The sequence below is a fragment of the Ensifer sp. NPDC090286 genome, assembly GCF_044769565.1.
Classification (GTDB): Bacteria; Pseudomonadota; Alphaproteobacteria; order Rhizobiales; family Rhizobiaceae; genus Ensifer.
On record NZ_JBIVYF010000001.1, the window covers coordinates 24,540 to 39,821 of the forward strand.

The 15,282-nt window shown below is 63.3% G+C and carries 14 protein-coding genes; 10 read left to right on the forward strand and 4 right to left on the reverse strand.

All coding sequences use genetic code 11. The features are described from left to right. Positions 1-58: 58 nt before the first annotated feature. Entirely contained in the window at positions 59-382 is a 324-nt protein-coding gene (locus ACIQUG_RS00120; protein ID WP_034804089.1) for a helix-turn-helix transcriptional regulator, read from the reverse strand. A 50-nt stretch (positions 383-432) separates the two neighbouring features. Between ACIQUG_RS00120 and ACIQUG_RS00125 the strand changes: the two genes are divergently transcribed. Together ACIQUG_RS00125 and ACIQUG_RS00130 are read left to right on the forward strand one after the other, a co-directional pair. Beyond that, positions 433-915, forward strand: coding sequence for an SRPBCC domain-containing protein (locus tag ACIQUG_RS00125; protein WP_402316150.1), 483 nt, complete (start codon positions 433-435; stop codon positions 913-915). A 184-nt stretch (positions 916-1,099) separates the two neighbouring features. Next, positions 1,100-1,459, forward strand: a complete 360-nt coding sequence (locus ACIQUG_RS00130) for a hypothetical protein (RefSeq protein ID WP_402316153.1) — start codon at positions 1,100-1,102, stop codon at positions 1,457-1,459. A gap of 28 nt (positions 1,460-1,487) precedes the next feature. Here the strand turns inward: ACIQUG_RS00130 and ACIQUG_RS00135 are convergent, their stop codons facing one another. Further along, the gene (locus ACIQUG_RS00135) at positions 1,488-2,231 is read right to left on the reverse strand and encodes a L,D-transpeptidase (RefSeq protein WP_402316154.1); all 744 of its coding nucleotides are present in this window, start codon (positions 2,229-2,231) and stop codon (positions 1,488-1,490) included. A gap of 215 nt (positions 2,232-2,446) precedes the next feature. Between ACIQUG_RS00135 and recO the strand changes: the two genes are divergently transcribed. Together recO and ACIQUG_RS00145 are read left to right on the forward strand one after the other, a co-directional pair. Further along, on the forward strand, positions 2,447-3,193 hold the full coding sequence (gene recO, locus ACIQUG_RS00140; RefSeq protein ID WP_192447407.1) for a DNA repair protein RecO: 747 nt from the start codon (positions 2,447-2,449) through the stop codon (positions 3,191-3,193). Positions 3,194-3,208: 15 nt separating this feature from the next. Next, on the forward strand, positions 3,209-3,718 hold the full coding sequence (locus ACIQUG_RS00145) for a PaaI family thioesterase (RefSeq protein WP_402316157.1): 510 nt from the start codon (positions 3,209-3,211) through the stop codon (positions 3,716-3,718). A gap of 233 nt (positions 3,719-3,951) precedes the next feature. Here the strand turns inward: ACIQUG_RS00145 and ACIQUG_RS00150 are convergent, their stop codons facing one another. Further along, positions 3,952-5,964, reverse strand: coding sequence for a PhoX family protein (locus ACIQUG_RS00150; protein ID WP_402316159.1), 2,013 nt, complete (start codon positions 5,962-5,964; stop codon positions 3,952-3,954). 197 nt (positions 5,965-6,161) lie between these two features. Here ACIQUG_RS00150 and ACIQUG_RS00155 point away from each other — a divergent pair, with 197 nt between their 5' ends. The 3 genes from ACIQUG_RS00155 (at position 6,162) to ACIQUG_RS00165 (ending at position 10,698) form a co-directional block, all read left to right on the forward strand. Beyond that, positions 6,162-9,011, forward strand: a complete 2,850-nt coding sequence (locus ACIQUG_RS00155; protein WP_402316162.1) for a DUF2339 domain-containing protein — start codon at positions 6,162-6,164, stop codon at positions 9,009-9,011. Between the two features lie 6 nt (positions 9,012-9,017). Further along, on the forward strand, positions 9,018-9,674 hold the full coding sequence (locus ACIQUG_RS00160; RefSeq protein WP_402316165.1) for an HD domain-containing protein: 657 nt from the start codon (positions 9,018-9,020) through the stop codon (positions 9,672-9,674). A gap of 172 nt (positions 9,675-9,846) precedes the next feature. Beyond that, positions 9,847-10,698, forward strand: a complete 852-nt coding sequence (locus ACIQUG_RS00165) for an MOSC domain-containing protein (RefSeq protein ID WP_402316168.1) — start codon at positions 9,847-9,849, stop codon at positions 10,696-10,698. 57 nt (positions 10,699-10,755) lie between these two features. On the opposite strand, the gene ACIQUG_RS00170 is transcribed toward ACIQUG_RS00165, so the two are convergent. Further along, the gene (locus ACIQUG_RS00170) at positions 10,756-11,688 is read right to left on the reverse strand and encodes a phytanoyl-CoA dioxygenase family protein (protein ID WP_402316171.1); all 933 of its coding nucleotides are present in this window, start codon (positions 11,686-11,688) and stop codon (positions 10,756-10,758) included. Between the two features lie 128 nt (positions 11,689-11,816). On the opposite strand from ACIQUG_RS00170, the gene ACIQUG_RS00175 reads away from it, so the two are divergent. The 3 genes from ACIQUG_RS00175 to nadA all read left to right on the forward strand — a co-directional run bounded on the left by ACIQUG_RS00175 (position 11,817) and on the right by nadA (position 15,273). Next, on the forward strand, positions 11,817-12,683 hold the full coding sequence (locus ACIQUG_RS00175; RefSeq protein ID WP_402316174.1) for a helix-turn-helix domain-containing protein: 867 nt from the start codon (positions 11,817-11,819) through the stop codon (positions 12,681-12,683). A 98-nt stretch (positions 12,684-12,781) separates the two neighbouring features. After that, positions 12,782-14,020 (forward strand): MFS transporter, encoded by a 1,239-nt coding sequence (locus tag ACIQUG_RS00180; RefSeq protein ID WP_043616608.1) that lies wholly within the window; start codon positions 12,782-12,784, stop codon positions 14,018-14,020. A gap of 173 nt (positions 14,021-14,193) precedes the next feature. Beyond that, a complete protein-coding gene (gene nadA / locus ACIQUG_RS00185; protein WP_402316177.1) occupies positions 14,194-15,273 on the forward strand; it encodes a quinolinate synthase NadA in 1,080 nt (359 codons plus the stop codon). The last annotated feature ends 9 nt before the right edge of the window (positions 15,274-15,282 follow it).

Consider the following 15,282-nt stretch of genomic DNA (forward strand, 5'->3'; position numbering starts at 1 on the left):
GTATCGGCCGTTCATACGAAGAAAGGCGATCGATTGAAAGCCGAAACCATCGGTCTGGTTACCGGTCGAGATCCTGCTGCAGGGCAGACAGCACCGACATCGCATGGCCGGCATACTGGCTGATCCAGCGATCATGGATCGCCTGGATCGGCAATGCGTTCAAATGGTTCCAGCGTTCACGCCCCTCGCGACGAACGAGCACGAGCTCGGCCTGCTCAAGGACTTTGAGGTGTTGCATGACCGTGCAGCGGTCGAGATTGCTGAAGCGCTCGCACAGCATGCCGGTGGTCTGCGGCTCCTGCCGCATGGCGTCGAGCATCTGCCGGCGCAGCCCGTTGGCGAGCGCCTTGAACACCAGGTCGTCTTTCGAATCGGTTGACATGTTGTATTTCTATAACATAATCTCGTTGGTATCGACAGGAGGAATACGCCATGCCCTTTGAATTTCGCGTGAACGGACGGATCGGCCGCCCTGTCGCCCAGGTTTTCGACGCGGTCGTCAATCCGGACCAGCTCAGTCGCTACTTCGTGACGCTCGGTGGTATCAGCGGGCCGCTGGTCGCCGGTGCAACCGTGACCTGGTGGGGCGAAGTGCCGGTCCAGGTGGAGGTGGTCGAGCCTAACGAGCGAATCGTCTTTTGCTGGGGTGCCATGGTCGCCGCAGGCGAGGATGCCTACCAGACCCGTGTGGAGATGCGCTTCCAGTCGCTGGAGGATGGCGCAACGATGGTGACCATCGCCGAAACGGGCTGGCGCGAGAACGGGCAGGGGCAGAAGAGCTCCTACGTCAACTGCGAGGGCTGGTCGCAGATGCTCGCCTGCATGAAAGCCTGGCTCGAATACGGCATCAATCTGCGCGACGGCTATTACCTCAGCGAACTCTCAGGCAAGCCGGCGCTCGAGCCGCAGGCCTAGAAACCCGCCTGGAGCGGTAACGCCGCGAGCGGAAGGACATCTCGAGGCAGCACCGGGAGCGCCCGTCGCACGTTCGTGCAAGCGGGCGGCGCTTTCGCTCGCTTGCGGCAATTCTTCGTGGGCTTTGACAGATCAACATCGCAGCCGCGCCCAGACGGGTCGGCGGCCAACAGGAGCGTGCGTCATGACGAAAATTACCGGTGGTATCAACATCGCAATGAAGGTCCCCTCGCATCAATATGAAGCGGTGGTCGCCTTCTATCGCGACAAAGTTGGCCTCGAACCCATCCCGGAAAAGTTGCCTGCCGTCGGCTTCAAGCTTGGGCCGAACCAGCTGTGGATCGACGAGGCTGCGAATTTCAGCCAGGCGGAAGTCTGGCTCGAACTCTTCACCGATGACCATGCTGGTGCCCTTGGGCAGCTCGCCGCCAAGGGGGTCGTACGCTGCGACGCGGTCGAGGATCTGGGCGAGGGCTTTCGTGGCGGCTGGATCATGAACCCGGCCAATATCGTACACATGGTCAGGGCGCCGGACGCCTGGTAAAGCACCCGGCCGCCGCTTTCACCTGTCCTCAGTACATCGGAGGGAGGCCGCCATTGTTGGCGCTCGCCATCGGGATGCCGCCGGTCGGCTCGGTCATCGGCGGTTCGGCCTGCAGCACGACGACGCGTGAATCGAGCGGCACGCGGCTGTAGAGGTCGATGATATCGGGGTTGAAGAGGCGGATGCAGCCGCTCGAAACGGCCTTGCCGATCGACCAGGCCTCGGTCGTGCCGTGGATGCGGAACAGCGTGTCGCGGTTGCCCTGGAAGAGATAGAGCGCGCGCGGTCCGAGAGGATTGCGCACGCCCGGCTCCATGCCGCCAGCAAGCGGGCCGTAGCGTTCCGGCTCGCGCTCGACCATGCTTTGCGTCGGCGTCCAGCGCGGCCATTCGGCCTTGCGCGCGATGCGTGCTTCGCCTTCGAATTCGAGACCGGCCTTGCCGACGCCGATGCCGTAGCGCATCGCCATGCCGCCATCTTGCACAAGGTACAGGAAGCGGTTCTGGGTATCGATGACAATCGTGCCCGGCGGCTCATGCGTCTGATAGGCGACCTGCTGGCGCAGGTAGCGCTTATCGACCTTGCTGATGTCGATGGCATCCAGCGGGAACTTTTCGTTCGGCAGCGGGCCGTACATCGCCACGTAGTATGGATCCGGTCCCTTCGGCTTGGCAGGCCCCGACGTGGTGACGCAGCTTGCGAGCGTCGAGGTGGCGAGAAGAAGGGCGAAGAGCTGCGCCAGGCGGCCGGCGCTGTTCCGGGACACACACATAATTTGAATATTGATCCTGCTGATTGTCATTTTCGGGCGGGAGGCACGGCTTTTGCCGCTCTTCCGTTCTAATGTCAAAGACGGCGTCGGGGCGGCGACAGCATGTCGCAAATGAGGCAACCGATGAGTGTGGCCGAATGGCGACAGTCGGCAATGGTGCTTTGCGCTCGCAACATAGCTTGATCCCCTTTCGACCACGGGTGTATGCCATAGCCATGCAATGGAGCGATCAGGCCATCATTCTCGGGATCCGGCGGCACGGCGAAAGCTCTGCTATCGTCGAGGTCATGAGCGCCATCCACGGCCGGCATCTCGGCATGGTGCGCTCCGGCCGCTCGCGCTCGATGCAGCCGGTGCTGCAGCCGGGCAACTCGGTGGAGGTCACCTGGCGCGCCCGGCTCGACGAGCATATGGGCGAGTTCCGGATCGAGCCGGTTGAGTTGCGCGCCGCCCGGCTAATGGAGACGGCGACCTCGGTCTACGGCATCCAGGCGCTGGGCGCGCTTCTGCGCCTGCTTCCCGAGCGTGACCCGCATCCGCATCTCTACGAGGCGCTGACCGTCATCGTCGATCATCTGGCCGATCCCGCCGATGCCGGAGAATTGTTCGTGCGCTTCGAACTCGCAGTCCTCAACGACCTCGGCTTCGGCCTCGATCTGACCGAATGCGTCGCAACCGGTACCCGCACCGAACTCGTCTACGTCTCGCCGAAATCGGGCAGGGCGGTTTGCCGGGAGGCGGGAGAGCGTTATGCCGATCGCATGCTGGCGCTGCCGGATTTCCTTTCTGCCGAAGCGCGAAGGGCTGCGGACCACGACAGCCTTGCCGCCGCCTTCCGGCTGACGGCCTTCTTCCTTCACCGCCATGTCTATGAACCACGCGGCCTCGATGTTTCTTCCGCCCGCGACGGCTTCGTCCATGCGGCGCTGAAGGCGCTGAAAGCGCAATCCTCGGCCGCCTGACCCCAGGAGTTATCGATGCACCAGGAACTTTACCCCGGCATGGCCGTGTCCGGCATCGGCGTGTTGTCGCTTGACCGTGTCGCCCGCGACGGCGGCCTGAAGGCAATGCGGGACCTTTTGAGCGGCGACCTGCCGGCCCCGCCGATGTCGAAGACGCTGAAGTTCGGGCTAAGCGAAGTGGAAGAGGGGCGGGTGGTCTTCAGGGGATTGCCGACCGAAGAACACCTCAATCCGCTCGGCACGGTTCACGGCGGATGGACCGCAACGATCATGGATTCGGCCCTCGGCTGCGCGGTCTTCACCACCGTCAAACCGGGGGAGGCCTATACGACGGTCGAGTTCAAGGTGAACCTCGTGCGCCCGCTGCTGCCCGATATGGGCGAGGTTTTCTGCGAGGGACGCATCGTACATCGCGGCCGCACCATCGCGACCTCCGAGGCGTGGCTTCGCGACCGCAACGGCAAGCTGCTCGCCCACGGCACCGAAACCTGCGCCATCTTCCCGATCGACAATCTCAGGCGTTAAGCAATTCCAGGAAAAGTGCGCAGCGGTTTTCCGTCCGGAATTGCGAAGCGGGAAAGCCAATTCCAGGAAAAGTGCGCAGCGGTTTTCCGTCCGGAATTGCGAAGCGGGAAAGCCAATTCCAGCAAAAGTGCGCAGCGGTTTTCGGTCCGGAATTCCGTCGCTGCAAACGACCTTGGAAACAAGAAACGCCGCACAGAACTGCGCGGCGTCCCTACTTGCAATCGCAGTCCTGATCAGCCGATGCGGCCGCCGCCCTGCTTGGTCACGGCAACGACGGCCGGGCGTACCGGCATGTCGTCCTTGAAGTCCGGCCAACGGGTGGCCGGGGTCTCGTAGGTGGCAAGGCCGGCGTCGCCCGGATGCTGGACCGCCAGGAAGAAGGTGTCCGACGTCGGGTTGAAGCAGGGGCCGCACATTTCGGCGCCGACCGGCACGCGGAAGAAGAGCTTCGACGTGCCGCGGGCGGTACCGTCCGTGTCGATTGCCCAGATACCGTCGGTACGGCCGGTGTCCTTCTCGTTGTTGCCGTCGGTCGAAACCCAGAGGCGGCCATCGGTGTCGATGGCGCAATTATCGGGCATGCCGAACCAGCCGTTCTTGGTGGTCGCGGTCGAGAACGAAGCGCCGACATCGGCCACGCTCGGATCGCCACACTTCAGGAGCACGTCCCAGCGGCTCTTCAGTGAGGCGAAGTCGCCATCGGTCTCGGTGATTTCGACGATATGACCGAAGGCGTTCTTGGCGCGCGGGTTGGCGGCGTCGACTTCGTCGGCCTTGCGCTTGGTGTTGTTGGTCAGCATCACGTAGACCTTGCCCGTCTTCGGGTTCGGCTGAACGTCTTCCGGACGGTCCATCTTGGTGGCGCCGAGCGCGTCGGAGGCAAGGCGGGTGTTGATCAGTACGTCAGCCTGCGAGGCAAAACCATTGGCTTCGGTCAGCGGGCCTTCGCCGTGCGTCAGCGGCATCCAGGTGACGGTGCCGTCTTCGTCGAACTTGGCGACGTAGAGCGTGCCCTCGTCGAAGAGATCCATGTTGGCGGCGCGGTCGTCAGGGTTGAAGACGCCCTTGGTCACGAACTTGTAGACATAGTCGTAGCGTTCGTCGTCGCCGGAATAGAGCACGACGCGGCCGTCCTTGTTGACGATCGATTCGCAGCCTTCGTGCTTGAAGCGGCCGAGAGCCGTGCGCTTCTTCGGCACCGAGGTCGGGTCCAGCGCATCGACCTCGACGATCCAGCCGAAGCGATTGGCTTCGTTCGGCTCCTTGGAGACGTCGAAACGGTCGTAGAAGGACGCCCATTCATACTGGCCGCCCGGCGCGCCGAGCCGCTTCAGCTGCTTGTATTCCGGATGGTCCTCGGCGATCTCGCCGCCGAAATAGCCGTTGAAGTTTTCTTCGGCCATCATATAGGTGCCCCAGGCGGTGACGCCGCCGGCGCAGTTGTTGAGCGTGCCGAACACCTTTTTACCGGTCGGGTCGGATGGCGTCTTCAGGCGGTCGTGGCCGGCGGCAGGACCGGTGATCTGCATCTCGGTGTTGACGGTGATGCGACGGTTGTTCTTGCCATCGAGAACCGGTTGCCACTTACCGTCGACCTTGCGGATCTCGATGATCGTGCCGCCATGGGCAGCCATCTCGATGTCGACCAGTTCCTTGGTGTACTCGCCGAGAACGACCTTCTCTTCCTCGACTTCCTTCCCGTCCTTCGTCACCTTTTCCTTCACGATGCTGGCGAAGGCCGGGAACATCAACTCGGCGTTGGTGTATTCGTGGTTGACGACGAGCAGGCCGTGGTCGGCGCTGCCGTCGAGCGGGATGAAGCCGACATAGTCGTTGTTGTAGCCGAACAACCTTTCCTGGGCGGCGGCCGTCTGGTTCTTCGGGTCGAACTCCGGGCTGTCGGCGAAGATCTTGTCGCCCCAGCGCAGCAGGATATCGGCATCATAGCCTTCGGCGACATGGTGCTTCTCGTCGACGCCGGCTTCGATCTCGGTGAAGTCGAACAGCGAGCCGTCCTCGGCGCGTGCCTCTTCAGCGGTCAGGAGAGCGAGCGGGCTGACGGTGGTCGAGATCGCGGCGACGGCCAGCGAGCCGCCGATGAACGAGCGGCGCGAGAAGCGGCGATGGATGATGTCGCCCATCGTCGGATTGGCGGAACAGTTGTGGCCGACATCTTCCAGCTCTTCCCTGCGTTCCGTCAGCGTCTTGAATTCGGTCTCTTCCGTCTGGGCGAGATGCTTGTCCATGATCGGGTCTCCTGGTTGAACGATGGAAACCACCGCGCGAGAGGCAGCGGTGTTCATCCGCCTGTACCAGCTGCCCAATGACAGTTCTGCGACATTTCCGTGAAGAGATTACAGCGCTCGGCCGTCTATAGATTTGGCGCTTGCACAAAAGTCTGTATGGTTGCGCGCGCCGGCGATTGCGACTGCCAGGGGAAAGTATGTTCGAACTTATTGCTTTAGCTGCCTTTATTCTGGCCCTGTCCGCCTATCTCGGCAACCGCAGGACGACCGAGCGCCTTGGTGCCGAACTGGCCGCCCTTAAGGCGGAGGTTGTGGCGCTGAAGGCTGCGCCGGGCGATCGCGCTCCGGCCGAAGGAGCGACCGAGGCGCTTACTGCTGCGGACGAATTGCCGGCTGCGCCGGAGACGCTGGGGCCAGAGACGCTGGAGCCGGAGACGCTGGACGATGCTGCTGCCGCCATGTCGGCCAGTGCGCGCGAAGGCGCCCGGATTTTTGGCGATGCAGGAGGAGCCGCGGCCGAAATCGAGGGCGAGGAGACGATCGCTGCCAGCACGGAAGCACCGCAGCTGGTCGCAACGGCACCCCGTCAGACCGAGAGCCTCGAGAGCCGCCTCGGCGCCCGGTGGGCCGTCTGGGTTGGCGGCATCGCGCTGGCGCTCGGTGGCGTCTTCATGGTCAAGTACTCGATCGACGCCGGCCTACTGAGCCCGGCGGTTCGCCTGACGCTTGCCGCTTTGTTCGGCCTCCTGCTGATGGCGGCTGGCGAGGTCATCCGTCGGCGCGCCGTACCCGTGATCGCCAACGAATTCCAGAATGCCATGATCCCCGGCATCCTGACGGCCGCCGGTGCCGTCACCCTCTTCGGGGTCGCCTATGCCGCCTATGGCATCTACGACTATATCGGCACGGGCACGGCCTTCGTTCTCTTGGCGGCGATTTCGCTTGCGACCGTCGGCCTATCGCTGCTGCACGGGCAGGCGCTCGCTGGCCTCGGCCTGCTTGCCTCGCTCGCAACGCCGCTGCTCGTCTCGAGCAATGAACCGCGCCCCTGGGTGCTCTTCAGCTTCCTCTCGATCGTGTGGCTCGCGACCTTGCTTGCGTCGCGCCTGCGCAACTGGACCGTCGTTCCGACCTTGGCCAATGCGGGCGTCGGGCTTTGGGGCCTGGCCTACATCACCGCTGTCGCGCCATTCGAACCGCGGCCGGTCGCCTTTGCGCTGCTGGTGATGATCGTTGGCGTCGGCCTCATCTGGCCGGGCGCCACGGAAGCGGCGCCTGCGCCCGAAGCGCCAGAAGGGGCCGAGCGACGCGGCGCCGTTGCCGGTCCCTGGGAGCGGCTGTTCATCCCGCCGCATGCGGCCATCTCCATTTCGGCTGCCGTCGCCGCCACCGTGCTTGCGCTCCTTCTCATCAGCCCGGCGGTGGCCGCGGTCAAATATCCGGTGACGGAGTTTGCCGTCGTCATTGCGGCGCTGGCAGCCCTGGGGGCCTGGCGGCCGACGGCCGTGTACCCCGCCGCGCTTTCGGCGGTCGGCGCTGTCGCTGGCGTCTGGAGCCTGACGGCGCTGAGCGGCGTGCTCGCCTATCTCGATCCTTCGCTGGCCGATGCCCTTCCGGCTGTCGTGCTGCCCGGGCGCACCGCCATGTTCACCGCTATGCTGCTTGCTGCGCTGTTTATCGGCCTCGGTGGTTTCGTGTTGTCACGCCGGCTCCTCGCCCATCCGCAATATTCGACGCTCTGGGCGGGCATTGCCGCGGTCGTTCCGATCGCGCTTGTCGCCATGTCGTTCCTGATGACCGGCAGCTATTCCTTCGACCTGCCGCACGGCCTGTTCTCGTTCGTCGCTGGGGCGACGCTGCTGGCGCTTGCGGACTGGCTCTACCGTCGTGACGGCGCGGCAGAGGCGCGTGATACGGCGGCCGGCTTGCTGGTGGCCGGCTCCTTCGCCCTCTTCGTGCTTGCCCTCCACGCCTGGACGGACGGGCTGGTCACGACGCTTGCGATCGCCGTGCTCGGCACCGCCTACACACTCGCGACCCGCGTCCGCACCTGGCCGATCCTGCCGTGGATGACCGGCGCGGCGGCCATCGTCGTTCTGGGGCGCATCGCCTGGGAACCGACGATCGTCGGTGCCGGCAATCTTGGCACGACGCCTGTCTTCAATGCCTTGCTGCCGGGTTATGGCATTCCCGCCGTGCTGCTTGCAGGCTCCGCCTATTTCCTGAGATCCTGGCCCGGCATCCGCGTGCGCAACCTTTTACAGGCGCTCGCCAGCCTCTTCGTGTTGCTGACGCTCGCGATCCTGGTACGCCATGCGATGAACGGCGGCGTGCTCGACAGCGCTGTGCCGACGCTCGGCGAGCAGTCGATCTACACGCTGTTGGCAATCGGCGCCTCGGCGATCTTCATGAGCCTCGACATGAAGTCGCCGAGCCCGGTCTTCCGCTATGGCGGTATGGGCCTCGGCGTGCTTTCGATGCTGTCGGTGCTTTCGGCGCATCTCCTCGGCCTTAACCCCTATTTCAGCGGCGAACTGCTGGGACGTATTCCGTTCTTCGATCTGCTGTTGATCGGCTATCTGCTGCCGGGGCTCGGCTATGCCGGCCTTGCCTGGTATGCGCGCGACAAGCGGCCTCTGCCCTATGTCATGGCGCTTGCCGTCAGCGGCGCGGTGCTTGCCTTTGCCTGGGCGAGCCTCACGGTCCGCCGTGTCTGGCAGGGGGAAAACATCGCCGAATGGAAGGGCTTCCTGCAGGGCGAGACCTACACCTACTCGGTCGTCTGGCTGCTGCTCGGCGTGCTGCTGCTGGTGCTGGGCTCGCGCTTCAATGCCAAGAGCATCCGCATTGCCTCGGCCGTTCTGGTCTTCGTTGCTGTGCTGAAGGTGTTCCTGATCGACATGTCCAACCTCGAAGGTTTCCTCAGGGCTCTGTCCTTCATCGGCCTTGGCGGGGTATTGATCGGAATAGGGCTCTTCTACCAGAAGATCCTGTCCGGCGTTGTCGCTGCACCGACGGCGCCGGCAAAGCCTGCCGAACAGCAATAGGACAGCATGACAGAGATTTCGAAACTCGCGGCCGCCTTCGCGCCGCACGAGGAGCTTGCTGTAGCGCTGCTGCCGCATGCCTTTGCCGCCGATGACGGCTCGCACGATGCCGCTCATCTGATCCGGGTCTGGAAGAATGCCGCCCGCATCCAGGCGGAGGAGGGCGGCAACGCGCGTTTGCTCGCCGCCGCGGTGCTGCTGCATGATTGCGTCTCGGTCGAGAAGAATTCGCCCTTGCGCACCCAGGCATCGCGACTGGCGGCTGAGAAGGCGGCGGGCATTCTGAAAGATCTCGGTTGGGGCGCGGATGAGATTGCCGCGGTGGCGCATGCCATCCTGACGCACAGCTTCTCGGCCAACATCCCGCCGGAAACGCTGGAGGCGGAGATCCTTCAGGATGCCGATCGGCTGGATGCGATCGGTATGGTCGGCGCTGCGCGCAGTTTCTATATCGCAGGACGCATGGGCAGCGGCCTCTACGACCCGCTCGATCCATTGGCCGAGGCCAGGGCGCTCGACGACAAGGCCTTCGCCATCGATCATTTCGAGACCAAGCTCTTCCGGCTGGCCGACGGCTTCAAGACCAAGGCCGGGCGCGGGCTCGCCACGGAACGCGAGCAGCGGCTGCGTGACGTGCTTGCCATGATGCTCGATGAAATCTAGTTGCCCGGAAGGGCGCGTCGCGCTTCTTTGTGCGGGTGTGTAGATTGCACCGGAACATTTCTCCGTTTCCATCAATCCGAGAAATGATCTAGTCCTTTCAAGACATTGTGCGGCGCTGATGAATCAGATCGTCAGGCACGTGAATCAGTTTCTGAAGACGAGGGAAGTGCCCATGAAGGTGACCGGTCTCAACATTCATCCGCTAAAGAGCGGTCGCGCGATTGTCCGCGAGTCGGTCTCGGTCAATCTCGACGGCGTCGAGGGCGATCGGCGCTTCATGTTGGTGGAGCCGGACGGGCGCTTTATCACCCAGCGCGAATTGCAACTGCTGGCGCAGGTCGAGGCCAGCCACATCGATGGCGGCGTGTACCTGAAGATGGGCGAGCGGGAGATCTCGGTTCGCTTCGATCCCGACCGCCGGCTGAACGTCGTCGTCTGGGGCAGCGAAGTCGATGCCGCCGTGTCGGACGAAACGACGGACGAGGTCCTCTCCTCATGGTTCGGTCGCCCGGTCAGGCTCGCCCATATGGATGCCTCGGCCGAGCGCCATGTCGGCGCCGAATGGGCGGGTACCGCCGCGCCCGTCGGCTTTGCCGATGGCTTTCCGGTGCTGATTACGACGACAGGCTCGCTCGCCGATCTCAACCGGACGCTTGCCGAAAAGGGACAGGAGCCCGTCGGCATGGATCGTTTCCGCACCAATATCCTCGTCGATTGCGATGACGCCTGGGATGAAGACTTCTGGGAAAGCGTCGAGATCGGTGGCATCCGCTTCGATCTCGTCAAACCCTGCGCCCGTTGCATCATGACCACGCAGGACCAGGTGACCGGCGAGCGCATCGGCGGCAACCCGATCCAGGGGCTCGCGGAAAAGCGCATGTCCTCTGACCGGCGTGTGCCCGGCGTGCTCTTCGGCTGGAACGCGGTGCCGCGCAGCGAAGGCACCGTGAAGGTCGGCGACGCGGTCAAGATCATCGGCCGACGCGGCGAGCGCTGGCCGATGAAGGTGCGCGCTTCGGCTTAGTTCAGAAGCATTCAGAACGGAAAACCGCTACACACTTTTCCCGGATGGGCTTGGCTCTCACGCCCAGGGCGTGATGCCGAGAAGTTTGGCGCCGAGATCTGAGAGGCTGGCGGGGGAAGCGTTGTGCTTTTCCCATTCGCGCGGATCGCCGGGGAAGGCGTCGCGCTTCGGATGATCGAGTTCGCGCCACAGCCGCACCCGCTCCTCGCGCTCGGCGACATTCTCCCATTCCGCCGGGTGCATCGAGATATATTGCGCCATGCGCACGCGGCCGTCGGAGTGGTTGGGCCGCACGCCATGGGCGAGCAGGCTGTTGAAGATCATCAGGTCGCCGGCCTCCATCTCGATGTTGACCGTTGAAAGACCGGTCATGTCGGGGTGCATCGGGTCGCGGTCGGTGCTTTGTGTCTTTTCCCAGCTTTCGAAGTTTTCGAACAGTTCCGGCACGCACTGGAAGCCGCCGACGTCGCCGTCCTGCTTTTTCAGGCTGAGCACGCCCTGGACGCCGATCGGCAGCGGCCGGATCGACGTGTCGACGTCCCAGTGAATGAAGCCGTTGGGATTGCCCTTCACCTTCTTCGGCGGGTTGAGGTTGGCGCGGTCGATCGTCACCCACAGGTCTTCGCGGTCCCATATGTCGACGAAGGAGCCGTAGATGCGCGGCTCCTGGCGATTATCCCAGAGATACTGGTGATTGTAGATCTCCAGCATGCCGGTGTTGTTGAGTTCCTTCATCTTGTGCTCGCGTCGCTGCGGCGCGTACCAGGTCGAGGGATCGTTCGGATCCTTCTCGTCGAAGCGCCAGAGCAGATCGACGAGGCGCTCGACATTGGCCGGCGCTACCGCCTGGCGGACGATGACATAGCCCTTGGTGACCCAGTGCTGCCAGTCCGCTTCCGACAACACGCGCAAAGGCAGCCGCTTCTTGATGTCCTTCAGTTGAATGTCGAGATGGGCCGCGGTCGGGTGGCTGTCTCTGAGTGGCTGCATGGGTATCTCCTCGCCTCAAAATGCCGTGTTGGTGATGGAGAAAACCTAGACCTTTCAAGGATACCGCTGTTGCACGCAGCCTGCCAAAATTGATACTATTCTGGCTTCCAGGGGGGGAGTGGCGCAACATGAAGGCTGTTTTGCAGAAGATATCGAGGCCGACCAATGCCTCATCCATCCTGCTCGACCGTCGGCTCGACGATGCCATCCCGTTCCAATGGCACCATCATCCCGAGTTCGAACTGACACTGACGCTCAACTCGCGTGGCCAGCGCTTCATCGGCGACCATATCGGCGCCTATGACGACGGCGACCTCGTGCTCGTCGGCTCAAACCTGCCGCACACCTGGCATTCCGCCGGCAAGGTCGAGGAGGCGGAGCCGCACGTGGCGCTGGTGCTCTGGTTTCATCCGGAATGGGTGGAGCGCCTGGAGGAGGGCTTCGTCGAACTCGCCGGCGTCAAGGCGATGTTCGAGCGTTCGGCCCCGGGGCTGCAATTCTCAGCGGACGTGGCCGCCCGTGTCAGGCCGCTGTTTGAAGGCTTGCGCCGGTTGGCGCCCGAGGAGCGGCTGCCGGACGTCCTGTCGATGCTGACGATCCTGGCGCGCGAGCAGGTGGTCACGCCGCTGTCGAGCCGGGTCGTCACGCCGTCGGGCCGATCGGTCGACCGCGGCCGCCTTGACCGGGTGCTCGACCATATTCACCTGCATTACGCTGAAAACCCGTCGATGGACGAACTCGCCGATCTGGCAGCACTCAGCCTCTCCGGCCTGCACCGGCTGTTCCTGCGCCACCTCAACATGCCGGTCTCGGAATATCTGATGCGGCTTAGGATCGGCGAGGCCTGCGCGCTGCTCAGTGGTTCGACGCGCTCGATCGCCCATATCGCCGATGCCGTCGGCTATCGTTCGCTTGCCAACTTCAATCGTCAGTTCAAGGCGGCCAAGGGCATGACGCCGAGAGCGTTTCGCGACCGGTTTCGCAGTGCCGCTTGATCAAGGCATCAATTCCGGTGATTGCGGCGTCAATTTAATTGGCTTTTATCTGTTTTAGCAGCCGCCTAGGATCGCGCTCCATCAATCGGAGAGATTCCATGTCCGCTGTTTCCGGAGCATCCGCGCCGTCCAGTGCCCGTCAGGAGATGCCCTGGCTGATCATTGCGGCCGGCTCGGTCGTCGCGATGCTCACCTTCGGCCCGCGCTCGGCGATGGGCTTTTTCCAGCTGCCGATGCTCGCAGATACCGGCTGGGACCGGACGACCTTCGGCCTTGCCATGGCGCTGCAGAACCTCTGCTGGGGCCTGAGCCAGCCGTTTTTCGGTGCGATCGCGGACAAGTTCGGTACGTGGCGGGTGCTTGCCATGTCGGGCCTTCTCTACGCAGCAGGCCTGTTCATCATGGCCTTCGCCGATGCGCCGATCTGGCTGCACATCGGCGGCGGCGTGCTCGTCGGCATGGCGGTGGGCTCCGGCTCCTTCGGCATTCTGCTTTCTGCCTTTGCCCGCAACGTCACGCCGCATCAGCGCTCGCTTGCCTTCGGCATCTGCACGGCGGCGGGTTCGGCCGGCATGTTCCTGTTCGCGCCTCTCAGCCAGGGCCTGATCTCGGCCTATGGCTGGTCGGACAGCCTGGTTTATCTCGGCGTCCTGATGCTGCTGGTGCCGTTCTTCGCGATCCCGCTGCGCGGCAACGCGTCCTCCGGCCGCCAGAGCGAGGCTCAGTACAAGCAGTCGATCGGCGAGGCGCTGAAGGAAGCGCTTGGCCACAAGAGCTACCTGCTGCTCGTCTCCGGCTTCTTCGTCTGCGGTTACCAGGTTGCCTTCATCACCGCGCACTTCCCGGCCTATATCGGCGATATCGGCATCGACGCGCGTTATGCGGTGATCGCGCTGGCGCTGATCGGTTTCTTCAACATCATCGGCTCGCTGTCGGCAGGCTTCATCGCCCAGCGCTACTCGAAGCCCTATTTCCTGGCGCTGATCTATATCGCACGCTCGGTGGCGGTGACGGCCTTCCTGCTTTTGCCGCAGACGCCGACCTCGGTGATCGTCTTTGCCATCGTCATGGGCTTGCTCTGGCTTTCGACGGTGCCGCCGACCAATGCGCTGGTCGCGATCATGTTCGGCACCCGGCACCTCGGCCTGCTCGGCGGCATCGTCTTCCTGTCGCACCAGGTCGGCTCGTTCCTGGGCGTGTGGATGGGTGGCTACCTCTACGACCACTTCGGGTCCTACGATCCGGTGTGGTGGCTCGGCGTGGCGCTCGGCATCTTCGCGGCAATCGTCCATTGGCCGATCGAGGAGAAGGGCGTGGCACGCCCCGCCATGGCCTGAACGAAAACGAAAATCAGAGGCGCTGCGAAAAGCGGCGCTTCTATTCTTGAATTCTGTCACAAAACTTTCTAAATCAACCCATGCGGCCTTGCCGCTTTTGTTTTGGTTCAATTATGCTCAGATTGAGCATAATTGAAGAGCCGCCCAGGAAGAGGGGCGGAGAGGAGATGTCGATGACGCGCCTTGCACCCCGCACCGCGACCGTGGCGAAACCGGTTTTTGTCAGCGCCGCCGAGCGCTTCGGTATCATCGAAAGACCCGAGCTTGCCTTTACGCCGGCGATCGCGCGCGAAACCGAGCATCTCTACGAGAAGGTCAAGGATTTCATTCCGGCGATCGAGTGGCCGGTCTATGCGCCCTATGTGCACGCTATCAACCGGCTGAAGAAGGAGCGCAACGCCGTCATCCTCGCGCATAATTACCAGACGCCGGATATCTTCCACTGCGTCGCCGATATCGTCGGCGACTCGCTCCAGCTGGCGCGCGATGCCGCCAAGGTCGATGCCGAGATCATCATCCAGTGCGGCGTGCACTTCATGGCCGAAACGTCGAAACTGCTGAGCCCGGAAAAGACGGTGCTGATTCCCGACGCCAAGGCTGGTTGCTCGCTATCGGAATCGATCACCGGCGCCGATGTCCGCCTGTTGAAGCAGCGCTACCCCGGCGTTCCCGTCGTCACCTATGTCAACACGTCTGCCGACGTGAAGGCCGAGACCGACATCTGCTGCACCTCGTCGAACGTGCTGGATGTCGTCGAGAGCCTGGAATCCGACACGGTGCTCTGCATTCCCGACGAATACCTGGCGATGAACGTGGCCCGCCAGACCAACAAGAAGATCCTGACGTGGAAGGGCCACTGCGAGGTGCACGAGCGCTTCACCGCCGCCGAACTGCTCGCCTACAAGGAAGCCAATCCGGGCATCGAGATCATCGGCCATCCGGAATGCCACCCGGATGTAATCGCTGTCTGCGACTTCGCCGGCTCGACGTCGGGCATGATCAACTACGTTAAGGACAACCGCCCGTCGAAGGTGCTGCTCGTCACCGAATGCTCGATGGCGTCGAACATCCAGGCGGAGATCGAAGGCGTCGAGTTCGTCAAGCCGTGCAATCTCTGTCCGCATATGAAGCGCATCACGCTGCCGAAGATCCTCGACAGCCTGCTGACCATGACGGAAGAGGTTCTCGTCGATCCCGCGATTGCCGATCGCGCCCGCCTTGCGGTCGAGCGCATGGTGAACCTCAAGCAGTAACAATTTCAA